Origin of the sequence: Pedobacter sp. HDW13 (assembly GCF_011303555.1) — a bacterium.
Classification (GTDB): domain Bacteria; phylum Bacteroidota; class Bacteroidia; order Sphingobacteriales; family Sphingobacteriaceae; genus Pedobacter.
Genome location: NZ_CP049868.1, coordinates 5,575,815 through 5,599,098, shown reverse-complemented (window position 1 = coordinate 5,599,098; position 23,284 = coordinate 5,575,815). Strand labels below are relative to the sequence as shown.

At 42.4% G+C, this 23,284-nt stretch carries 14 protein-coding genes; 3 read left to right on the top strand and 11 right to left on the bottom strand.

The features are described 5' to 3' along the window. Position 1: 1 nt before the first annotated feature. Entirely contained in the window at positions 2 to 2,755 is a 2,754-nt protein-coding gene (locus G7074_RS23240) for a family 78 glycoside hydrolase catalytic domain (RefSeq protein WP_166211626.1), read from the bottom strand. Between the two features lie 274 nt (positions 2,756 to 3,029). On the opposite strand from G7074_RS23240, the gene G7074_RS23235 reads away from it, so the two are divergent. Beyond that, positions 3,030 to 3,803 (top strand): IclR family transcriptional regulator, encoded by a 774-nt coding sequence (locus tag G7074_RS23235; protein ID WP_124561415.1) that lies wholly within the window; start codon positions 3,030 to 3,032, stop codon positions 3,801 to 3,803. Positions 3,804 to 3,961: 158 nt separating this feature from the next. Then, the gene (locus G7074_RS23230) at positions 3,962 to 5,254 is read left to right on the top strand and encodes a GH36-type glycosyl hydrolase domain-containing protein (protein WP_124561414.1); all 1,293 of its coding nucleotides are present in this window, start codon (positions 3,962 to 3,964) and stop codon (positions 5,252 to 5,254) included. Between the two features lie 166 nt (positions 5,255 to 5,420). Here G7074_RS23230 and G7074_RS23225 read toward each other — a convergent pair whose 3' ends face one another. The 3 genes from G7074_RS23225 to G7074_RS23215 all read right to left on the bottom strand — a co-directional run bounded on the left by G7074_RS23225 (position 5,421) and on the right by G7074_RS23215 (position 11,080). Continuing rightward, complete coding sequence (locus G7074_RS23225) at positions 5,421 to 7,763, bottom strand: GH92 family glycosyl hydrolase (RefSeq protein ID WP_166211622.1); 2,343 nt, start codon at positions 7,761 to 7,763, stop codon at positions 5,421 to 5,423. Positions 7,764 to 7,777: 14 nt separating this feature from the next. Continuing rightward, positions 7,778 to 9,181, bottom strand: a complete 1,404-nt coding sequence (locus G7074_RS23220; protein ID WP_124561412.1) for a sugar porter family MFS transporter — start codon at positions 9,179 to 9,181, stop codon at positions 7,778 to 7,780. Positions 9,182 to 9,253: 72 nt separating this feature from the next. Next, entirely contained in the window at positions 9,254 to 11,080 is a 1,827-nt protein-coding gene (locus G7074_RS23215) for a class I mannose-6-phosphate isomerase (protein WP_124561411.1), read from the bottom strand. A gap of 230 nt (positions 11,081 to 11,310) precedes the next feature. Between G7074_RS23215 and G7074_RS23210 the strand changes: the two genes are divergently transcribed. Beyond that, positions 11,311 to 12,042: a GntR family transcriptional regulator gene (locus G7074_RS23210; protein ID WP_124561410.1), complete on the top strand. Its 732-nt coding sequence runs from the start codon at positions 11,311 to 11,313 to the stop codon at positions 12,040 to 12,042. A gap of 61 nt (positions 12,043 to 12,103) precedes the next feature. Here G7074_RS23210 and G7074_RS23205 read toward each other — a convergent pair whose 3' ends face one another. The 7 genes from G7074_RS23205 to G7074_RS23175 form a co-directional block, all read right to left on the bottom strand. Continuing rightward, positions 12,104 to 14,269, bottom strand: coding sequence for an alpha-L-rhamnosidase C-terminal domain-containing protein (locus G7074_RS23205; RefSeq protein WP_166211619.1), 2,166 nt, complete (start codon positions 14,267 to 14,269; stop codon positions 12,104 to 12,106). A gap of 69 nt (positions 14,270 to 14,338) precedes the next feature. After that, positions 14,339 to 15,928, bottom strand: a complete 1,590-nt coding sequence (locus G7074_RS23200; protein ID WP_166211616.1) for a sodium/solute symporter — start codon at positions 15,926 to 15,928, stop codon at positions 14,339 to 14,341. A 172-nt stretch (positions 15,929 to 16,100) separates the two neighbouring features. Then, complete coding sequence (locus tag G7074_RS23195; RefSeq protein WP_124561407.1) at positions 16,101 to 17,186, bottom strand: Gfo/Idh/MocA family protein; 1,086 nt, start codon at positions 17,184 to 17,186, stop codon at positions 16,101 to 16,103. A gap of 54 nt (positions 17,187 to 17,240) precedes the next feature. Beyond that, positions 17,241 to 19,751 carry a right-handed parallel beta-helix repeat-containing protein gene (locus G7074_RS23190; RefSeq protein WP_166211613.1) on the bottom strand — a complete coding sequence of 837 codons (2,511 nt, stop codon included), beginning with the start codon at positions 19,749 to 19,751 and terminating at the stop codon, positions 17,241 to 17,243. 10 nt (positions 19,752 to 19,761) lie between these two features. Further along, positions 19,762 to 20,655: a sugar phosphate isomerase/epimerase gene (locus tag G7074_RS23185; protein ID WP_166211610.1), complete on the bottom strand. Its 894-nt coding sequence runs from the start codon at positions 20,653 to 20,655 to the stop codon at positions 19,762 to 19,764. 3 nt (positions 20,656 to 20,658) lie between these two features. Continuing rightward, positions 20,659 to 22,056: a DUF4974 domain-containing protein gene (locus tag G7074_RS23180; protein WP_124561509.1), complete on the bottom strand. Its 1,398-nt coding sequence runs from the start codon at positions 22,054 to 22,056 to the stop codon at positions 20,659 to 20,661. A gap of 95 nt (positions 22,057 to 22,151) precedes the next feature. Beyond that, positions 22,152 to 23,282 carry an exo-alpha-sialidase gene (locus G7074_RS23175; protein WP_124561404.1) on the bottom strand — a complete coding sequence of 377 codons (1,131 nt, stop codon included), beginning with the start codon at positions 23,280 to 23,282 and terminating at the stop codon, positions 22,152 to 22,154. Positions 23,283 to 23,284 lie beyond the last annotated feature (2 nt).

The following is a 23,284-nucleotide window of genomic DNA, read 5'->3' as shown; positions in this document are numbered from 1 at the left end:
GTTATTTCACCTTAAATTTATAATAACCTGAACCGATAGCCACCTGCATTCTGCCATTAGCTATACCCATGTTTTGGAAGGCTGAATTACTGGCTTCTGAAAGACTTTGCTGAGGAGAAACCGGAATATAAACCACAGCAGTGGTATTTACCGGAATGTTTACTGCTATCTCAAAACCATCAGCCGTTTTTTTCCAGTCGGTTGAAATGTTCCCATAAACAGACTGGTAGGCCGTATGGGCGGAAGTTAAATCGCCGGCCACTTCCGGATAGATTTTAATCCGGTTAAAGGCTACCGAATTTTCATCCTGGCGGATCCCGCCAACCCCGCTGTAGAACCATTCCATCAAATGCCCTAGCATGAAATGATTATTTGAAACACTGGGTAATGCCGCCCAGCTTTCGGTTAAGGCAGTAGCGCCTTTGGTCAGTTGCATGCCATACCCCGGAACATCAATACGACTGTTCATATCGAAAATCACATCCGAGTGGCCAGCATCTTCTAAAACCCGCAACACATAGCGGTAACCAATGTCGCCTGCGGTTAAGCTATTGTTGTTGTTTTTGATGTCTTTGATTAGGTTATCGATTACTGCCTGCTTATCTTTTTCTTCAACCAGCCCCATATAAACGGCCATGGCATTTGCTGTTTGACTGCCAGAGCCATATTGCTTGGTTTGCGTATTAAAGAATTTGTTGTTAAATGCTTCACGTACCAATACCGCACGATTGGCATAAGCCAGTGCATCGGCTTTTTTACCCAATAAAGTCGCTATTTTTTCGAGTACTTTTAAATCGTAATGATAAATGGCAGTAGCCGTAATCCCCATTGGGGTGAGCTGCGAAACGCCCGGAGGTTTTGGTCCGAGGTCATACCAGTCGCCCAAACCTTGCGAAAGGATGTGTTTATCGGCTTTTGTACCTAAGTATTGAATGTAACGCTGCATGGTTGGGTAATGATCAACCAAAGTTTGTTTATCGCCGTACCATTTGTACAAATCCCAGGGGACCAGAATACTGCTGCTTCCCCACTCAGGCGAATCGCGGAACATATCGCCACCCCATTCGAATTTAACATATTCGGGTGCGATTTCGGGCACCAGACCATTGGCCAGCTGTGAGTTTTGCATATCCACCGCTGCTTTTTCAAACAAAGGTGCCGCGGCATAATTGTAATTTACCGAGCTGCCCATTAAATGCAGCTGTTCCAGCCAGCCCAGTTTTTCGCGGTGCGGACAATCGGTAAATACGCTTACAATATTGCTTTTTATTCCCCAGTTAATCAGGTTAAAGGTTTTGTTGAATAATTCGCTGGAAGATGAAAATTTACCAACTGTTTCGGCAGCATTGCGTATATGAAGGCCTTTTAAATCGTGAATCACAGCTTTCCTGGATGGATTTTCTTTTCCCACTGGTACGCCCCCTTTAACCTGTAGGTACCTGAAACCGCTATAAAAAAATCTCGGTCGCCAGGTTTCTACGCCACTACCTTTTAAAATATAGGTGAAATATGAGGGGCCGCCCATGTTTTTCTGGGTAGCAGTGCCATCTTCTTTTAAAAGTTCTGCAGGTGTAATGCGGATGGTATCGCCTTTTTTGCCACTTACTTTAAGTTCAATAATGCCCGAAGCATTTTGTCCGAGATCATAAACCCATTCGCCATTAGCAGTTTGGGTAATCTGCTGTGCCTGAAAATGATCGAAAATTTTTAAAGGTTCTTCTTTTTGTGCATTTAGCTTTGGCCCGTCAGCTAGCATGGCAGCTTTCCATTTGCTATCGTTAAAAAGCGGCAGGTTCCAGTCTTTTTGCTCTAAAGTGGCATTGTAATCTTCGCCTCCGTAAATGCTCGAAAAAGTAACTGGCGAAGGTGCCGTTTTCCAGCTTTGGTTGCTGATTACATTTGCTGAAGTTCCATCGCTATACTCAATAAACAAACGACAAATCATTTTTGGGAAGCCGTAGGCAACTTTTAGTTTCCGGTACCTTTCTTTTACCGGTGGAATGTAGTAAAAACCATTGCCTAACATTACCCCAACCGCATTCGAACCTTTTTTAAGGTGCTGAGTAATATCGTAGGTTACATATAAGGCTTCGCGGTCGTATTTTGTCCAGCCGGGAGCTAAAAAATCATTTCCTACCTTTTTGCCGTTCAAAGTCATTTCGAAATGGCCTAAGCCCGAAATAAATGCCGTTGCCTTTTTAATGGTTTTGCTAACGGTAAAACCTTTGCGAAACATGGGCAGAATATTATTGCCATTAAACTTATCCTTTTTACCATCTGTAGGTAACGCATTAACGTTAGAATCGGCCAGTTTTTCGTAGGCAATCCATTTAGCACCTTTCCAGTCAGAAATGTTTAACAAGCCCATCCCGAAAAAAGCCGGTTCGCTCCAGGCAGACTCATTCCCCAAATTATCCCATACTTTAATTTTCCAGTAGTATTTTGTTGCCGGTAATAATTTTTGACCCTTATATTTTATCTGGATAGATTGATTGGTAATGGTTTTTTTAGAATCCCAAACATCGCCTTTGTTTTGCTTTAAAGTGCTCAGGTTTGTGGCCACTAAAATCTGATATCCCTTTTGCAGCACATTATGACGCGGAGACACCAACTGCCAGCTTAAATGTGGCTGAGCAAGGTCGATTCCAAGAGGATTTGAGCGGTATTCGCAGCTTAGGCGCGACACCTTAATCTTCTGGGCAAACAGCGAAAAAGTGAAAAGGTAAAGAAAAGAAAAGATTACAAGTTTGTTCATTAGCCCTATGGTATTGCTCTCGATGCTTTGATTTAGGTTTATAGTTGGTTATCGTGTTCAATTTAGTTAGAAATAAATTCCCGGCCCGTATTAAATAAGCTGTAGAATTTGCTTAACTTTAAATTTTACATGTAATTCAAATATAAATCTTTTTTTTAAATATGAAAACATATATTGTTGTAATAATTATATAATTTCGTTCTGAACGAGAAATATGAAAGCATTTTGTATGTTTGAAACTGTAAAAAATACGATACAACCAAATTAAACCTGTATGAAAGAAAATGAATCGAAGTATCAGGCGCCAGCTTTAGATAAAGGACTTGATATTTTAGAGTACCTGTCGTCTCAATCCATCCCACTATCACAAACCGAAATAGCCATTGGTATAGAAAAAACACCCAATGAGATTTACCGGATGTTAATGAGTTTGGAAAGCCGCGGTTATATTCTGCGCGATGAGGTTTCGGGGAAATACCGGTTATCGCTTAAACTTTTTTACCTGTCGCACCGCCACTCACCTATTGATGAGCTAAGGAAAGCCGCACAGTTTCCTTTAGAAGAACTGGCCAATTCGATACGGCAATCGTGTCACCTGAGTATTCTGTACATGAACCAGGTAATGGTAATTATCCACGCCAAAAGCCCGGGGCCAATTGCGCTTTCCATCGAAGAAGGGAATTTGTTTCCTTTGCCATTAACTGCATCGGGTAAAGTGTTACTCGCTTATATGCCGGAAGCAGAAAGGAATACCGTGCTGAAAAACAATACCATTTTTAAAAAATATGCCAAACCACAGCAGGAAGATTTCTTAAGTTCTTTAGCTGATATTCAACAAACAGGCTCTTATTTCAAAAACAGTGATGCTGTTTCGGGCGTAACTGATATTTCTGTGCCCATTGGTATTGCCAATAATAAAGGGATTATTGCCTGTCTAACCATTTCGATGCTGAATGCTCTAAATGCCGATCAGGCTATCGAAAGCGATGTGATTTTGGCCGAAGCCAATAAATGCGTTAAAAAAATAGAACAAAGAATTGGGGTTTAGGCGTTTGCGTTGGGTTTAAATCCAATGCAAACTCAGGCGTAATTATATTGTTAAAATGTTTGATATTTAATTAAATGTATATATGTTTGTACATATAGATTAACTAACAAATAGCGGCTTCAGTATGGAGCAGCATAAACAATATAAACTACAACCCTATGAATAAAAATATAGCATTAGCCATGCTGGTTGCATTAGCCGTACCCGGTACATCGTTGGCTCAAACCGAAGCTATTGCGCCAAAAGCACAAAAAAATGTAACACCGGCTGTAATGAATCAGGTTAAAACCATGGCCGAAGCATTGATTAAAAAAGGTTTTACCGCAGGCGATGGTTATGGTGAAGTATGGATCAGGGATTTGAATACCTTTATCGAATTGAGCTGTAAGGTTAACGATAAATCGCAGATTAGGAAACACCTGATTACATTTTTCCAGTTTCAGCAGGCTGACGGATCTATTCTGGATGGCTATATCCCGTCAAAACAGGCTGGCTCGGAAGGTACTTTTTATAAATCAGACCTTGTACCGGGATATCTTGGACATAAAAATACGGTAGAAACCGATCAGGAAACCTCCTTGATTCAGGCTATTGCAAAGTATATCAATATTACAGGCGATAAATCCATTTTAAATGAGCAGGTAGCCGGCTTACCGGTTAAAAAGCAAATGGAAAGGGCTATGGATTTTCTGTTGAAAGAAAGGTTTAACGAGAAATATGGCTTGATTTGGGGTGCCACTACTGCCGATTGGGGCGATGTACAACCCGAGCAAGGCTGGGGCGTGGTAATTGACGAGAATACCCATAGGGCGATTGATATTTACGATAATGCCATGTTTTTAATTGCGATAAACGATTTTATTGCGGTTGGCGATTTAAATCCTGCAGAGATTACCAAATGGAAAGGCATTTACAAAAGCGTTCGCCAGAATATCAACAAGTATTTATGGGATGATAAAGCCCAGAAATATATCCCGCATCTTTATTTAAATGGCTCCCCTTTTCCGGCTTCGTTCGATGAATCGAAAGTTTACTATCACGGTGGTACAGCGGTTGCCATTGAAGCGGGTTTGCTAAGCAAAAAACAGGTAAAGGAAGCTTATGAAAAAATGCAGAAAAACGTAAAAGACGCCAATGCTGCAACCATCGGCCTTACACTCTACCCTGTTTACCCGGCCGGTACCTTTCAAAATAAAGTAATGGGGCCATATTCTTACCAAAATGGTGGCGATTGGACCTGGTTTGGAGGCAGAATGGTTACCCAGCTAATCAGGTATAATTTATTGGCAGAAGCCAAGGAAGCACTAGACCCGATGCTGGCCCGTGTAATCAGCAATAATGGATTTTACGAATGGTATACACCCGACAATAAACCAAAAGGTTCATCAAGTTTTAGGGGCGAAGCCGGCGTATTGTGGACCGCAATAACAGCACTGGAGAAAAAGAAGTAGTTTCTAATTAAAAGCTGAAAAAGGGATAGTAAACCAGGTGTTTGCTATCCCTTTTTTTTGAGGGATCGTCATTCCCGCGCAGGCGGGAATCTTAAAACGATTACTAATTGAAATTAAATTGATGCTAATGAATTCTCCCTCGAAATGACGATCCCGGAGTAAAAGATCAATACGTATCTTTTGGTTCTTTACCCAGCTTTACTACTAACTTCCCGCCATTTTGGATATCTTTAAGTTTCATAAATGGAGCTTTTAAAGCATTGCCATTCAGTGTAAAAGACTGTACATACCGGTTTTCGCTATTATTATTAAGGGTTATAATTTCGAAATCTTTACCGCTGAAATATTTCTTATTGCCTTTGATTCTGATCGTATTGAAAACTGGCGCGGAGAGGCCTGTTTCTGGCGAGGCATCGGTAAAGCCCTTTACATCAAAAATACCCATCGAAGCCATTACATACCAGGCACCAAGCTGCCCCTGGTCTTCATCTTGCCCGTATCCGTAACCGTGAATACCTTCGGTGCCATAAAATTCATCCATAATTTTTCTTACCCATTTTTGCGTAAGCGATGGTTTGCCTGAAAAATTAAAGAGCCATGAAGTGTGCAGGTTGGGTTGATTACCGTGGTTGTAAAGCCCTTCAAGTCCCGAAAAAGCATCTAATGTTGTGCCACCTCCAAATTTATTTTTTTCAGATACGGTGAAAATGCTATCCAGTCTGCTGTTAAAATCAGCTTTACCAATGGCTGCAATCAAAGCATCCGGGTTTTGGGGAACGTAAAAAGTATATTGCCATGCATTTCCTTCCTGAAAACCTCTCCAGGCCTGTTTAGGATTGAAGTTGGATATAAAATGGCCATGCTCATCTTTTGGTCTGATGAATTTGGTTGCAGGATCTAAAATGGTTTTCCAGGCATTGGAAAGTGTAGTTAACTTCTGGTAATCGGCTGTTTTATTTAAAAGTTTTGCCCATTGGCCAACTGCGTAGCAGCTGAATGCATACTCTAAGGTATGCGAGGCCGAAAACTGCCAGCGTTCGCTGGCACCACTACCGCTATCCAAATGATTAACGTAACCATATTTCAAAAACCGATCTAAATCGGGCTTTCCTGCACCAAATGGCCGGTTTTGAAACGTTAATTCATTTTTGAGCGCAGCCTGATAAGCAGTTTTGATATCAAAATCGCGGATTCCTGAGTTGTATGCTGCTGCCATCGCTAAGCTCACGAAGTTGGTACCCACGCCTGATACATAGCGGCTATTGGCAATCCCGTCAGATAGCCAGCCCGAATCTTTATACACCAGCAACTGACTTTTAACCCAATCTGAATAATACTCAGGATAAGCTACAGCCCACAGCTGGGTTAAATTCCAGAAAGCGCCCCAAATTGCATCGGTATTGTAATGGTTATGTAGCGGAACATTGTTCTTATCCAGCGGAATCTGACCAATCCCTCCATCATTTTTAGGATAAGCCCCATTTACATCGCTGGCCAAACCACGTCCCGATAAGGCATGGTATAATCCGGTATAAAACTTCGTCAGATCTGCTTTATTTGCCGAAGTTACCCTGATTCTTCCCAGGTAGCTGGCCCATGTATTTAAGGCCTGTGCCTTAGCCTGATCAAAAGAAAGGTTTGAAGCTTCTTTAGCCAGGTTTAGCCTAGCGTTTGCGATTGATGTATACGAAAGCCCGGCTTTTAAGGTAATGCTTTCCTGCTCTTTTGTAGCAAAAGTAAGATATAAGCCAGCTCCTTTGCCACTGGTACTTTTGTTTCCTGTGGTAATTTCGCCACCGTTAAATGTGCCAAATTTTAAAGGCTTTTTACTGGCGACAGCAGAGAAGTACATTTTTACGTCGGCACCGGGCTGATATTTTTGTACATATACCGGCCTCGTAATTACATAACCTTCAATTCTGCCATCACTGGTGAGGTAAACCCTTGCATCACTTACCTCTCCGCTCTCTCCCTGCTGGTGGCCGATATCGAAAAGGATGTGTGCTTCGGTTGATTTTGGAAAAGTATAGCGATGAAAAGCCACCCTTTTAGTAGCCGTTAATTCGGCTTTAATGCCATAATCTTTCAACAACACCGAATAATAGCCGGGTGTGGCAGTTTCGTCTTTATGATCGAAAGCAGAACGGTAACCGGTTTCGGGATGTTCCAAAGCTCCTGCCAGGGTTTGCCGTTTTCCGGTGGATGGTGCAAAAACAACCCCGCCAATCTGAAATTCGTGAAAATTGGCAAAACCTTCGATAGAAGTATGCCTTTGGTCGTATCCTACAGCTTCCCAGCCACTTTTATTGCCATAAGAGCCGTTGGTTGATGGTGCGGCTTTAGCCATCCCAAAGGGAACTGCCCCGGGTGTAAAATAAAACCAGCGGCTGTGCGCTGTACCAATGCGTGGATCGGCATAAGCCAGCAAATCGTGGTCTGACTGTGCTTTAATCGGTTTGTAAAATAAATTAAGCAGCAGTAAAACGGCAAGTTTGTGCTTTAAATTCATAGGTGGAGTTCTTTTTAGTGAAAAAAAACAGGCTTATCGGCTTCCTCTTTCCAGTCATTTTCTATCTCTTCAAGCGATTTACCTTTGGTTTCTGGAAGCAATTTATAAACTGCAATAAAGGCTACGATACAGAAGAAGGCAAAAAACCAGAAAGTACCCGCGCTACCCAGTTCGTTTAGCAAGATTGGTGTAATTTGCCCTACGATGGTATCGGCTACCCACATAACCATAATGCTGATGGCCAATGCCCTTCCGCGGATGGCTCCGGGAAATATCTCAGCCGCAACCACGAATTTTAAGGGGCCAATTGAGCAGGCAAAAAAGGCAAGGAAAGCCAAAACGCATACCAAAAGCCAAATGCTTGAAGTTGCGTTAAAATAAAAGCATATACCGGTTAAGATCAGTGAAATCGCAGCTCCGGCAGTTCCGTATAAATAAAGTGGCCTTCTGCCCCAGCTATCCACTTTCCAGATGGCGAACAGGGTAAAAAGTACGTTGGCCAGACCAAAAATAACCTGGCTGATAAGCGAATTACTTAACGAAATGCCCGCATTACCGAGTATTCTTGGTCCGTAATATATAATGGCATTAATGCCGCTAAACTGCGAAAATAAGGGCAATAAGATGCCGATTAACAAGGCTTTACGCATTGTTGGTGCAAATAATTCTTTATATGAATTTTTAGTGCCGTTGTTTTCAGTTGCAAACTGATTGGGATCAATTTCTGAAGGCGCTTGTCGGTTAATTTTACTGATAATTAAGGTGCCTGCGGCGATATGGCCTTTTTGTATCAGCCAGCGTGGACTCTCCGGAATGAGCAATAATCCAAATAAAAATAAAACAGCAGGCAGCACACCCATCCCCAACATACCCCGCCAAGCTTCCTGATTGAAAAGCTTGCTCCAGGCAGAAGTATCAGTGAGAGCCGTCGAAGCACCGCTTAATAAAGCCGCATTACTGAGGTAAGCCACCAGGATACCCAGTGTAACTGCAAACTGATAGTAGGTAACTAAACGGCCTCTAATGTGTGCAGGTGCGATTTCAGAAATGTATAATGGCACTACATTGGAGGCAATGCCGATGCCAATACCGCCTAACAGTCGGAATGCGATAACGCCCGGCAGATTGGGAAGTAATGCACAACCCAGGGCCGATGCAACAAAAAGGATAGCGGTTAAAATAAGCGGTTTTTTCCTTCCAAACCTGTCGCTCAGTTCGCCCGAAAGAGCTACCCCGATGATGCAGCCCAACAAGGCCGAAGATACAAACCATCCTTCCTGAGAGGCACTTAATGCAAACTGCTTTTGTACCAGCGGTAAAACTCCTGATATAACGGCCATATCGAAGCCGAATAAAAAGCCGCCCAGCGATGCTACCAGCGTTATTAAAAAAACACGGCTTCTTTTTTGCTCACTCATAATTTCTATTTTGGTTAAAATTTAATTCGTTTGACAATGGATTACAAATCCACATCAAATCTGACCGCTGTTTTATAAAGTTACAGCAGTCAGATCATCTTTTACAAATGCTTTAATTACTTTAGCCTTTCCACTCCCCGTATTAATCAGCGTATAACTTTCGGCTGCAGCCGGAACAACAAAAGTTTCGGCATAATGGAATTCACTAAGCTGGCCATCTGTATTTTTTAATTTGATGGTTGTACCTTCCACCAGCATCAAAATATGGCAGGCATTATTGGTTTTTACCGTGATTTCAGTGTCAAACTCCATGCGGTGAATATCATAAAAATGTTCGCGGTGTGTTGGCAGATGGATCAACTCCCAATCCTCTCCTTTTTCAATTACCGATGGTTTCGAAATCAGCTCGTTGGTTACCACCTTCCCTTTTCTGTTAAAGTCAAGGTTTTTAAAAGCATGTTCAATGTTAATTGGCCGGGGCTGACCATCCAGACCTAAACGAACCCAATCGTACATTTTAAAGGTAAAAATATAAGGTGTTGCACTGATTTCGAGTACCATGTTGTTGGCACCGGCACTGTGCACCGTACGGTTTGGAATTAAAAAAAGATCATGTTTCTGCGCATCGTGTACCTGCACAAAATCTTCAATGTTTATTTCTTGTCTTAGCTGCTGACTTTTAACTAAAGCCTGATTAAATTCGATTGGATTGATATCTTCCTGAAAACCCAGGTAAACTTTCGCATCCTCCTTACATTCAAGAATATAATAAGTTTCATCCTGCGTAATGTTTTCGCCAAATTCTTCGCGGATGTATTTCAATGAAGGGTGACATTGGATGGAAAGATTTCCACCACTCATCGTATCGAGAAAATCAAACCTGATCGGAAATTCGGTGCCAAAAACCGAAGCATGTTTACCCAATACAGCCTGATTTTCGCTAAACATCAGAAAATCAAAAGCAACTTCTAACAGGTTCCCGTTACTTTCGAATACTATGCCGTTTTCGGGAACAATCATTTCGAAAGACCAGGCATAATTTACTTCATCTTTATTTAAACCTTTAATGTTTTCCTGCAACCAGTGACCGCCCCATGCGCCTGCTTCGAACCATGGCCTAACCCGAAATACCGACTGGCTGATGTGTTTTAAGCCTTTCTTCAGTTCATTTGCCGCGATCCACTTTACCGATGATTTGTGCTGGGCATCTGCAACGATACTAATGCGGTTTAAAATTTCCGCTTTGTGTTTATTCAGCACTTCCCAATCTACAAAATAAAAGCGCTTATACATTTCGAAAGCACTCGCAGTAGTAGTAGCTCCCAGGTTAGTTACCGAGCCCGCACGCATGCGGTACTGGATTTCATTTTTAGGGATATCGAGGTAAATGATTGGTGCATCCCAATTCACTAATGAGGCACCCATTCCAATTACAATATTTATTTCACAAGCAGTATCGGGTTGGCTTTGGGTGAATCCGGGTTCGAAAAAATCTGCAAGCTTAAGCGTAGTTTTTTTACCCCAAACACTTTTAGCTTCGCCCAGAAAAGGATTTACCGATTCTTGTACCACATCTGCACTTTTCATTTGGCTTGTTGTACGCAGCCAGTTAACTTTTAGATTCTTATTGGTAAAGATTTGTTGTAAAGCCAGTTCTGTTTCGCGCCAGAAAACACCAACATAACCATCTATAATTACTGTTCTTTTTTCAATAATCCACGAGGCCAATGCAGCATAACCATCAAATATTTTTCCCTCACCCAAAGCATGTACCGGGTACAGGTTATAACCATCTGCAGGCTGATTGAAATGATTGATATTTTCTGGTAAAATCTTTTCTCCACTTTGTCTCCATTGTTCAGTGGTGCGTGTTTCCTGAGGATTATTTTTTACTTCCATAAACGGGCTACTATCTTATTAAAGAACAAATGTATATATGTATGTACATTTATCCTAATGTTTTATTCAATTTCTTTTATCCAGATTGAATAATAACCTTTTAACTACCATCAGTTACTTTAAATGGAAATAAGGATGCATACATGTGTTGTTGTTTGTACATGCTTTTTCTATCTTTGTTTCAACAGCATAAGCATAATTGTAGTACTTAAAGCATTGCTGCATAAAAAATGAAATTTTCAATCGATCATAAAAGCCCTGTGCCTTTGCACATTCAGGCAGAAGAATTATTGCGGAATCTGATTAAAGATCCTGAATATGCCACTAAATTTCTGCCTAATGAAGTGGATATGGCTAAGCAGCTGGCCATATCGAGAACAACGCTGCGCCAGGCCTTAAACAAATTGGTTTATGAAGGCTTGCTGATCCGTAAAAAAGGTATCGGTACTAAGGTTGCTGAGGTTTCGGTTAGTTCGAAAGCGAGTAACTGGTTAAGTTTTTCGCAAGAAATGCAGGCAAGAGGCATTCCGATTAAAAATTTCGAACTTCACATCAGCTGGGTATATGCAGATGAGAAACTGGCCCATTTCTTTGATATTGGTACGGATAAAAAGGTTCTTAAACTGGAGCGTTTAAGGGGAAAAGAGGAAGGCCCTTTTGTTTATTTCATCTCTTACTTTCACCCCAGGATTGGCCTAACGGGTGATGAAGATTTTAAACGCCCTTTGTATGAAATCCTGGAAAGAGACCATTCGATAATTGCGAATTTATCGAAAGAGGAAATTAGCGCCAAAGCTGCTGATAAATTTATGGCCTCTAAACTGGATGTTGAGGTTGGGAGTCCCCTGCTTTTTAGAAAACGTTATGTTTTTGATCAGGGAGAACGGCCAATTGAATATAATTTAGGCTATTACCATGCCGATAGTTTTGTGTACACTGTAGAAAGCAGACGGGATAGTTAAGCTGATATTAACCGGGAACGATCAACATCAATTGATGGTTCCCGGTAATTTTAAATGCACACTAGTAATTGTAGCGAACGCTATAGTTTCTACCCTTTTCTATTGTGATTTCGTACAAGTTATTTCCTATTGATTTAATTTCTGCTCCACTTGCCACAGGTTTAGACTTGCTTTTAACCCTTAACTTTCCGGTACCAACAGCAGCATTTACCCTGATTTCCTTTTTGTTCATGTAAACCGCGATATCGCCATTTGCAGTAGGTACTTTGCCTTCCATCCAAGCCAAACCGCCTAAGTTGGGCTCGATGGTGTAGGTTTTGTAACCTGGTGAATCAGGACTAACGCCTAGATAATATTTGCCCAGTAAATAAATCGGGCTTGCACCCCAGGCATGACAAAGGCTTTTTCCGAAAGGCCGGCCATACATGGCCAAATGCTCGGTTCCTTTCTTGTTGGGATCGTATTCTTCCCAGAAAGAAGTAGCACCCAGTTTAAGCATGCCACCCCAATAGTTTTTCATCTCTTTTAATACGTATGATTGTTCGCCCATTGCACAAAGTGCTTCCAGCTCGTAAAAACGCATGTATGGCGTGGTAATTTTATTGATGCTGTCGTTCAGCAAAACATGTTCTTTTACCGCCAGCTTTTGTTCAGGCGTAAAATAATCGAAAAAGATGCCGAACATATTGGCGTAACGGGTCACATTTTCCGTCGGTTTACCTGCCACCCTGCTGTGTACCAAAGCGTGTTTGTTCTGGTTCCAGTACAAATCAAATATTTTGGCTTTCAGTACTTTGGCCTGTTCTTCATATCTGGCTGCACTTTCGGTATCGTTGGCGAGTTTCGCGCATATTGCCATGGTTTCTAAGCTACTGGCATAAAGCAGTTGTTCGAAACTTACTTCGCCATCTTTACTCAACTTATCGGCCCAATCAATGAAAATCCAGTCGCCCGGCATCCATTCCAATAAGCCATTTTTGTTTTTCCGCCCATCGATGTAGGTCATTAAGGATTGCATCCTGGGATAAATGTCCTGCACAAATTTTTTGTCGCCAGTAAATTTATAGTAATCGTAAATGCCCAAAAACCAATAGAAAGAGTAATCCATAATGGTATTGATATGTGCTGTAACCGGATCTTTGCCACGTTGGGCCAAAAGGGTTCTTTTTACCGTTGGTGCATCAAAAAACGAGTAATAGTTCATCAGGTAACTCTGGTAGGCATCGCCGCTCCACACCCATCTGTCGCGTTTAATCCCGTCGATAAAAAACTCGCGGGTATTGAGGTGGAAGGTATATTTGGCAACATCGTAAATCTTGTTCAGCTCCGCATCTGAGGATTTAAAACTTCCTCTTTCGCTAACCGGCGCATACTCATAAAGCATAGAAATAGAATCTGCAGAAACACCGCTACCGGGCTGAAAGTTAACATAGCGGAAGGCTTTGGAGAGCGGCATTACCGAATCTTTTTTACTGGCCAGATCAATATCCAGGTAATCGAGCGTTTCGCATTTATCGGTTGATAAAGCTTCTTCTTTCGATTCGCCATAATAGATACTGAGTTTGCCTTTACCTTTTAAACCGTGTATTTTTATAAAGCCAAAGGTTTCTTTGCCAAAATCGGCTACATAACCGGCTCCGGCTTTATCCGTTTTTACGGAAGCTTGTGCAACAACAGGTAATTTAAACGCAGATGGTAAGCTTTTAGGGTCGGTTAAGCTCCATGAACCCGCCGAAACAAAGGTAGTACCCGATTTATCGGAAGTTTTCCCGCTCGCATCAATCCATTCTTTATCTTCGAAAGTGGCTAACCAGCTTTCATCTGATACAACAGTTTTACCCTGCACAAAAATGGCGGGTACTGTAGCCTGACTATATACTTTCAGGCTAAGTTTATGCTTCCCGGCAGGAATCTGGATGGATTTAGGGAAACCGGTAATGGCCTGTCCGTCTATTTTAACGTTATAAGTGCCTTCTACAAAGAGTTTAACCTCCTCGGGTTGGCTAAGTGTAAATTCTTTATGGAAATCGACCAGCACATAATGGCTATCCATTTTCCAGAATACAGGAAAAAACGAACCACGTTCTGTTCGCCGGTTCTGCATCACATTGCTCATGTAAATATCAAAATCGCCTGGATACCAGATCCACGATGCTTTTTGCGCAAAAGCCGGCATTACCATTGCCTGGAGCAAGGTAATGAAGAGTATTTTTTTTAGGTTTTTCATATTTTTTATTTTGGTTCGTCATCTCGACTGAAGCGCAGCGAAATGGAGAGATCTATGCTAGTTAGATTTCTAGTGCCCGTTAAAGAAAATATATAGTGCAAGCATTACAACGGCCAGGGCAATCCACGAAATCCAAACCATTCGGTCGGGTTTTTCGATATTGGCTTCGTGTGCTTCGTTAGCCGTATAAACGCTGGGTGTTCTATCTAAAAGTGAAATCAATATGGCGATAACCAATAAGCCTGCAAAAATCAGGAAAGACAACATCAGGTAATGCGGCCAGAAAGTGTATTCGCTGGGTGGTAAAACCCATAAATAAACAATTCCGGTGCTCAGACTCAGTATTGAACCGATTGATAGCGTAAAATTTACAGCCTTACGGGTAGTGCGTTTCCAGAATACAGTCAACAGAAAAACCACCGAAAGTGGAGGTGCTATGAAACCCAGTACGGATTGGAATACATCGAAGAGGTTTAATCCCTTGATGTTATCGATGGCCAGCACTACGATTACAGCGAAAATACAGCCTGCAACCACCGTTAAGCGGCCTATATTGATAATCTGCTTATTAGTGGCCTGTGGGTTAATTTTCTTTACATACACATCCATGGTGAAAACGGTACTCAAAGAGTTTAATGAAGAGCCGATGGTACCAACCAAAACCGCAATCAGTACCACAATCACTAAACCATTCATGCCCGGAGGGAAAAGATTGGTTACCATGGTCATGTAGGCTTCGTTAGGATCTTTCAGGTTAGGAAAAAGTACATAACACAATATGCCGGTTACGATGAATAAAGGCAGTGAAAGGATTTTTAACCAGCCGATAAAGCTTACACCTAATTGTCCTTGCTTAAGGTTTTTAGCGCCCAGAACCGACTGCACCATGGATTGATCGGTACAGAAAAAAGCTACGGCAGCTACCGGATAACCTAAAAGTATGGCATACCAGGGATATTTTGGATCGCTTGCAGGTTGTATCAGATTCCAGAAATGGCCGGGAGTTTTACTGTACAAAGCCGAGATGCCTCCAACCTTGTCCAGGCCTAAAAGGGTAAGTGAAAGAGATACAGCAATGAGTAAAATCATCTGGAAAACGTTAACCTTGGCAATGGCTTTTAAGCCTCCAAAAAAGGTAAACAGTCCGGCAAAAGCAACCAAAACAGTAACCGATTGCCACATGGGGATGCCTAAAATCTGCCGTACCAAAAAACCGCCTGCAAACAGGCCTAATGATAGCCAGGAGATTAAAATCTTAACCAGGGCATACCAGGCCAGTATATTTTGGGTCGAATCGCCGTAACGGTTCCCCATAAACTCGGGCATGGTGCTTACCCGCGCAGCCAGGTATTTTGGTGCGAAAACGATAGCAAGCAGAAATAAGAAGATGAAGGCATACCAGTCAAAATTGACGGCCACAATACCTGTGGTGTAGCCTATACTGGCAAAGGCCAGCAACATGGATGGACCTACATTTGTACCCCACATGTTGAAACCTATACTTGCCCAGCCTAACGATTTATTGGCTAAAAATAAGGTTTCATCTTCGCTTTTTTTCTTCGAAAAACTGGCGTGGTACCCAATCACCATGAGGATGATGAGGTAGGCCATTACGATGATGTAATCTAAACTGGTTAAACGTTCTACAATGTTGTGCATTTGGTTAGTTTGTTTTTTTATTTGTTTGCCACGGAATTACTTCTTTATCCGCCCGCGATACATGCCCTTTAATTTGTCGTCATTGCGAGGCACGAAGCAATCTTAATGCGGTTATCTTACATAGCCTAAGTAGTAAGATTGCTTCGTCGTTCCTCCTCGCAATGACGAATTTCTATAGTCCTATCGATTCTCTCGTAATGTTATAACTGGTTAATATTTCATCAATTTTTACGGGTAATCCTGTTTCCAGCGATCTATCCATGGCCTGTAAAAGGGCTATGGTACCTATTCCCTCTTTTAAATCGGGATAAGCAGTAAACTTGTTGTTAATGCTATCGGCAAAATAATCCAGGTAATTCTGGTACTCGCCGGCATGGTGACTTTGCCCTTCGAAACGGAAATAATGCTTTAAAGTGGCATCGCCCCAGGTAATGATTTTCTCTTCACCGGTTTTGGTAGTAACCGAATAACGCAGTTCGTGGTAATCGGCCTGACTTGCGCCTTCTGTTCCACGTAAGATACAGCTCATGCCGCTATCGCGGCTTGCCGGCTGGGTTGGTCCGGTATAGGCACCACTAACACGCGCAATTCTGCCGTCTTTGGCCTTGAAAATGAAGTGCATGGTGTCCTGGTTTTTTAAGCCTGCTTTTTGGCCATTGCTGCTCAGCATACCATAACCCATTACCTCTTCAATATCGGGCATGTACCAGCGAATAAAATCTACAGGGTGACTTAAACCACCATACAACCATTTAAACGATTGTTTTAAGGACCAGCCTTTTTCTAAAAACCAGCGGTGATCGGCATGGTAATGACTTTCGATGGTGATTAACTCGCCGATTAAACCTTTGTCAAAATCTTTTCGCTGCCGCATGGCTGGTTCGAAAAAACGTGAGCTCTGGCCTACAAAAATTTTCTTTTTCGTTTTTTTACTGAGTGCCAAGAGTTCGTTTGCCTGCGAAAGGTCGTCGATAAAAGGCTTGGTGCAAACCACATGTTTATCGTGCTCCAAAGCCAGCTTAATGTGCTCAAAATGCAAATGATCGGGGGTGTAAATCGCAATCATATCAATTTTGTCGCTTTTCAGCATGTCGTCGTAATTGGTGGTCCAGTTCTGAAAATCGAACTCCAGTGCGCGTTCTTCGCACAGTTTTTTATTGGCATCACAAATTTGAATCAGTTTAAATTTGGTGCTTGCCAGTGAGGCAGAAATGGTGCTTCTACCCTCGCCTAATCCTAATATTCCTAATCTTAACATATTTTAATAAGTATTATTTATTTCCTCCCCCTGCCCCCTCCAAAGGGGGACGGATCAGTCTATAGGTTTAAAGAAAACCCAAACCTCGCCGGGTTTGGTGCCTGCTATTCCTTCCTGGTATTTTTTCATTAATGCATTCCATTCATCAACTTTAGGGTTGTTTTCGGTTGTTTTAGGGTTCAGTTTATTTAAATCTGCACCTTTGGGTATGCTGATAATCAACATCAGCTGACGGTCTTTTTTAAAGATAACCAGGCGTTGAAAATCGGCATTGCAAAAACCTTTTGATATTTCGGGCCATTTCTCGAATTGTGTTTTGTGGTAATCGAGGTATTCTTTTTGCAGCTTTTCGTCATTAATCAGATTGGCCGATAGAATAATATTGTCCCATTCTTTTACCGGTGCTGTTCCACATTGCTGTTTCCGGTCGAAATCGTAAAACATATTCTCGTACAACTTAATCTCAGTGGCATTGAGCCTTTTTAAAGTTTGCTGTAAACTTTCTGTTTTTAAGTTTGAAGTGTAAACCACCAAACGGTTTTCCCAGCTGTAAATGGATGATCTTAAAAGGTTATTTTCGCGGGCAAATGCTGTCAGGGTTTTATCGTTGGGTACGGCTCCAGCTTTAAAAATCAGCTCAAAAACAACGGGCTTATCTATTGCGTTATTTATTTTTCGGGTGGCAGAAATAGGTGATTTATCTTTAAGCAGGTACTGGTATGGAGGTGTTAGTCCTGCATTTTGCTTGATTTTTTGGGGAACCTCCGGCCCGTTATTCTCCCATGAATTATCGGGTCCGTTGGCATTTTGCAGGTATTTTTCGCTTGGTGTCCAGTTATCTTTAATGGTAAGGAACGAAGATCCCTCATCTGTGTACAGGTAAAACCAGTGGTCGGGAAGGTGTGCATACCTGGCTGTGTAAATGCTATCGATCACATTTTCGGTAATAAAAGAGTTCGGCTGGGCTGATAAAGTGTAAATGCCGGCCACATCGTACATGTGTTTGCCGTAATGATGGATTTTATTGCCGCTGATGGTGTTATCCTTCATTGCGTTTTTGGTTTTTGTCCAGCCCCAACCCATGCTAATTCCGGAGTAAGAAACATCGCTGATTTCGTTATGGATGATTTTCAGCGCACGCACGTAACCCGCACCAATACCAACCGCACCCCAGTCTTCGTTGGTTACATCGGTAATCAGATTGTTTTCGATCAGGTTGTTAGCCGAAATTTCGCGCTCATCTGAAGGTTGGTAAGGCAAATGTACCTCAGTAGCTTCATCCGAAAAAGTACCAATGAGTATACCCGATCCGCCAATATCTTTAAACAAGTTGCCTTTAATCTGGTTGTTAGTCGTTCCTTTTTGGTAATCTATACCGGTTGAAGCATGGTGTTCGAATCTGCAACCTTCAAAATCGATGTGATTGGCGTAGCTGATTTCGATAGCCGAAGCTGGCCGGCCAACCCAGGCCTGATTCTCTAATGTCGGTTTATCGGCAGTTCCCGGTTGGTCTAACTTATAGGCATCGAGCATGTACATGCCTGCCTGATGCGGTACGTGGCCTTGCTTGGATGGCAATAACCATGATGCATGCTGAAAAGATATGTCCTTAAACGAAATGTACGACACCGGATGATCAACTGTTCCGGCCGCCTTTACCAGGCTTTCTAAAGCCGGCGCAACCACATCTGCCTGAAGCATATTTTGCGCGGATGTGGGCCAGTAATATACTTTATGCTGCTGTAGGTCTTCGAACCATTCGCCTGGTTCATCTAAAAACTGAATGGCATTGGTAAGATAGTAAGCAGAGTTTCCGGTTTTGTCAGAAATCCATGGCGCTGGCCAGGGATGCTCAGATTGTATGCGGCTTTCGGGCTGTAAAAAGGAAAGCTCAGCAGCATTGTTTTGATTTTTTACCGATTTTACCCGCAAATTGGCAATGGCCCACCATTGATGTATCACCATTTCGATACCTTTTGCCTTACTCAGGTTGATGTTTTTGTTTAAGGGGATTTTGCAGGTTTGAGATTGTGCATCCCAGGATAAAATCCTGTTCATGACATCGCCATTGGCATCTTTAGCCCGAACAGCCTTATTGCCATTTACCCAGAGCTGCCTGAACTGCAAAGTATTATCGGCAAACATAGGGGCATCAGCCATCCAAACTTTACCTGTGGCCTTTTTAGGTAAACCTGCAAGGGATGTGGTTAATTTCTTCCAGCCCTTAATTTTTATACCGCCACTAAAAATAACGCTTGCGCCGGGAGTAGCCATAATCTGTGTCGGATTATCTTTTGTGCCTGAATCTTCCGGTCGAAGGACAATGGTTTCGTCTAAAGTGTAATAACCATTTTCAATGATGATATTAATCCCGCCTTTAATCGAATTATCGTTTAAGCGCCGCAACTCCCTCGCCTTCCGGATGGCAAAATGTAAGGAAGCTAATGGTTTTTCCTTTGTACCACTATTGCGATCTGAACCGATTTTAGAGACATAAATATCAGCCGCATTTAATTGCGAGCACATTAAATTTAAAATCAACAAAATGGTTAGGTAAATTCTCATAACAAAATGGTTATCCGGCTTGGAAAATGGACTTCAGGTATTTGGTGTTGGCGGTAAAGTTGTATTTCACATTAGTAGGCTGTTTGGCATCACGACTGCGTTCAATAACGAGCCAACCGATCCAGCCCATTTCATCTAAAGTTTGTTTTACCTTTTTGAGGTCAATTTTGGGGTCGTTTTCGAGCCAAACCCCATCTTCGTTGGTGGCATGAATTTGTATGATGTTTTTGCGTCCCAATATTCTTAGCTCCTCGTGTAAATCGCGGCCATTTTTGATCGCATTAGAAAAATTGAAATAGCTTCTGATGTTTTTACAGTTGATTTCCTTCAGCAACTGTAATTCGCCTTTGGCATCCAGTGCGGTTTCGATACCAATCACTACACCTGCCTTTCGAGCCATTTTACCTGCTATTTTTAAACGTTCAACAATGGGTACCCTCAATTCAGGATTTTTAACCAGATCGCCCTGTATGCCCAATGGTAAAAAGACTATCTTAATGTGCATGGCTTTAGCGGTATCTAAACAATCCTGCACCATTTTTTGGTAGGTAGGACGTTTGGCAAAAGACTGTGCATAAAAACCGGTCATGGCCAATGCACAAAATTCGAGGTTAAGCGCTTTTGCTTTTTCTATGTATTGCTGGCGGATGCCCGGATCTGCCAGTTTATTGTCGAAGGTTTCCCGGTCGCCCAGCCCGCCCATATCGATTTCCAATCCATCGGCTCCAATTTCACTGGTCAGGTCTAATGCGCTTAATTTCTGACGTTTGAGTATCATCAAATCAATTACAGCTACTTTGTATCTGCTTTTTAGGGGAGCCGCCTGCAAAATATTGGGCAGCATTAAGCCACCGCTAATTAATGCGAGATGGTGAATAAAAGTTCTTCTGTTCTGGTGTTCCATAATTTAATTCAGGCTTTGTGGAAACATTTTTTGCAGGTTCTCAAAACCCATAACAGCGTTTTTGGGTAATTTTTCTCCCTTATCGCCAAAAACATACAAGGCATTTTCTTTTTCGATGGTTACTTTGCTTTCGTCGTATTTTCCGGATTTGTCTTTTACCGCATTACCGTTAAGCTTGAAATATTTAATCAGAAAGTCGTAAAGGGCAATGCGCTTATTTGGTCCGAAATCATGCTTTTCGTCGGGTAAATGCACATTTTCAACTTTATCTTTTACGCCATAATAGCCATACATTTTTTGCAGGTATGGAAAATCGTGTTCAGGCGTATGCGCAGTCCAGTCGCTGCCATCCGATACGAGTAATTGTGGTCTTGGTGCAGCCATTGCAGCCAGTTCTACATTATCGGTTCCGCCAGCGCATTGGTGAATGGGCATACCGCTTTCGCAAGGGCAACCACCATAAAAGTATGATGACATGGCCACCACCGGTGCGCTGAGCTTAATACGGTTATCCATGGCAGTCATTAAAATCGAGTGACTGCCAGCTCCCGAACCACCACTAATGGCTACCCTGTTGGTATCGGTTTCCTTTAATTTGGTGAAATAATCCAAAATACGGATTCCACCCAATGTTTGCACGGTTTGCGCCAGGCTTTTTCGGTGATCTTCATACTTAAACTGCAACATCGATTCGCCCCAGGCAAAAAGGTCGTAACTGAAAGCCATTGCGCCCATTCTGGCCAGCATGGCACAACGAATCTGACAATCAGCACGGTAGCGCTGTTTTTCCCAATGTCCATCAGGACTTAAGATAAGTGGTGTTTTGCCTTTGATATTTAATGGTTTATAAAGTGATCCGTTAATCCAAACGCCGGGTAAAATCTCCAGCGCTATGTTTTCTACCGAATAGCCGTCGAAAATTCTTTTAGCGGTTATAATGGGCTTCGCATCTGGTTTAGCTGGTAAAGGCGATAGTTGCAAGGCTTCAAAAAGCTGAGGTTTTATTAAGGCTTTCCGTTTTTCCCAGCTCGCTTTATCTGTATATTTTGAAGCCAAGCTATCCAAATAAGCCCAACCATCTTGTACCTCCCAACGGTAATATTCGTATTCTTTAAGTTTGTAAACCCCTGGTTTCTCTTTGTTAACTTTCATGTCCAGCGGCGTAAGCACGTTGGCTAAGGTTTCGTCAACATTTGCCCGAAAACGCCATGTGGCATAATTTACCCACTTATCTTTTACCTGTGGTTCAGCATATTTAATCTTTACGTTATAGCGGGTTTCAATGGCTTTAAGTACCTCTATTAAAGGTTTTTTGTAGGCGTTATCTGAATTTTGAGTTTGGGCAGAAACGGCTTCGATAGAAAGAACCCAAACTATTACAATGGCAAGTAGTTTTGTCACCCTCCCCTTCAAAGGGTGATAGCATGGAGCCAAAGACAACTTCAGACGCATTAAGATTGCTTCGTTCCTCGCAATGACGTATCGGTTTAGATTTCTCATGGCTCCTCGTTTTTGGTTTCTGTAATTACCGGTGCGGCATATCCGTTCAGTTTTGGCCAAATGCCATTTTCAATTTTCTTCAATTTTAGCTTTGAGGGGTCTACTACTACATGTTTGATCTTTTCCCTTCTCCAGGTATAAATGAAATGTAGCATGCCATCAGCCGTTTGGATTACAGCCGGATAAGAATACTGGCTAATGGGCGAATCTTCTAAAATCAGTGCTGCGTACCAGGTTTTACCATCTTTAGAAACAGAAACATTTAACGGTGTGCGTGCTCCTTTCGCTAAATCGCCCGGAGGCAGCACATGGTTGTAAACCAATACCTGGCGGCCATCTTTCAGCGTAACGGCATCGGTACCCGAGTTGTTGTTGGGCAATGTAGTTTTGGTAAGCGGTGTCCAGGTTTCGCCATTATCAGCCGACCATGACTCGGCAACTGCCCGGTTGGCGGTACGTGCTAAAATTTGCAGTTTACCCTTTCCGTATTGCAGAATGCTGGGTTGAATGGCTTTAAGCCCATTTTCTTGTAATGGGCCTACGGTACGCCAGGTTTTGCCATTATCTTTAGTTACCTCGAAATGTACTTTCCAGCCATCACCCTCCCGGCTCGATGACGCGAACAGGTTTCCGTTGCTTAGCAGTACGGGCTTATTTTTAACCGGACCGATGTTCCCCGCAGGCAATTTCGTAGCTTCCGACCAGGTTTTACCACCATCTTTTGAGGTTCGCATCATACCCCACCATTCTGAAGGCTTAGGTCCGATTTTGTAGAATAACAATAAATCGCCGCCGGGTACCTGATACAATACCGGGTTCCAGGTAGGTAATCGTTTACCATCGGCCATAATACCATTCGCTACCGAAACCGGTGCCAGCCATTTTCCATCAACAAAGCGGCTGATGTAAATCTCCACATCTGGATTTCTTTCTTTGGTACCTCCAAAAAATGAAGCCACCAGGCCTGTTGGCGTTTCGGCAATAGTAGCCGAGTGACAAGACGGAAACGGTGCCTTTTCGTATAAAAACTCCTGCTTAACTATACCGGTTTGCCATTTTTCTACCTGAGCATTGGCGGTTAAAGCGAATGCTACTGCGGCTATGGTTAAAGTTCTTTTGAATATCATAT

Excerpts from the sequence above, each read along its gene's own strand:
- G7074_RS23240 (WP_166211626.1), bottom strand. The coding sequence starts at position 2,755 with ATGAACAAACTTGTAATCTTTTCTTTTCTTTACCTTTTCACTTTTTCG.
- G7074_RS23235 (WP_124561415.1), top strand. The coding sequence starts at position 3,030 with ATGAAAGAAAATGAATCGAAGTATCAGGCGCCAGCTTTAGATAAAGGA.
- G7074_RS23230 (WP_124561414.1), top strand. The coding sequence starts at position 3,962 with ATGAATAAAAATATAGCATTAGCCATGCTGGTTGCATTAGCCGTACCC.
- G7074_RS23225 (WP_166211622.1), bottom strand. The coding sequence starts at position 7,763 with ATGAATTTAAAGCACAAACTTGCCGTTTTACTGCTGCTTAATTTATTT.
- G7074_RS23220 (WP_124561412.1), bottom strand. The coding sequence starts at position 9,181 with ATGAGTGAGCAAAAAAGAAGCCGTGTTTTTTTAATAACGCTGGTAGCA.
- G7074_RS23215 (WP_124561411.1), bottom strand. The coding sequence starts at position 11,080 with ATGGAAGTAAAAAATAATCCTCAGGAAACACGCACCACTGAACAATGG.
- G7074_RS23210 (WP_124561410.1), top strand. The coding sequence starts at position 11,311 with ATGAAATTTTCAATCGATCATAAAAGCCCTGTGCCTTTGCACATTCAG.
- G7074_RS23205 (WP_166211619.1), bottom strand. The coding sequence starts at position 14,269 with ATGAAAAACCTAAAAAAAATACTCTTCATTACCTTGCTCCAGGCAATG.
- G7074_RS23200 (WP_166211616.1), bottom strand. The coding sequence starts at position 15,928 with ATGCACAACATTGTAGAACGTTTAACCAGTTTAGATTACATCATCGTA.
- G7074_RS23195 (WP_124561407.1), bottom strand. The coding sequence starts at position 17,186 with ATGTTAAGATTAGGAATATTAGGATTAGGCGAGGGTAGAAGCACCATT.
- G7074_RS23190 (WP_166211613.1), bottom strand. The coding sequence starts at position 19,751 with ATGAGAATTTACCTAACCATTTTGTTGATTTTAAATTTAATGTGCTCG.
- G7074_RS23185 (WP_166211610.1), bottom strand. The coding sequence starts at position 20,655 with ATGGAACACCAGAACAGAAGAACTTTTATTCACCATCTCGCATTAATT.
- G7074_RS23175 (WP_124561404.1), bottom strand. The coding sequence starts at position 23,282 with ATGATATTCAAAAGAACTTTAACCATAGCCGCAGTAGCATTCGCTTTA.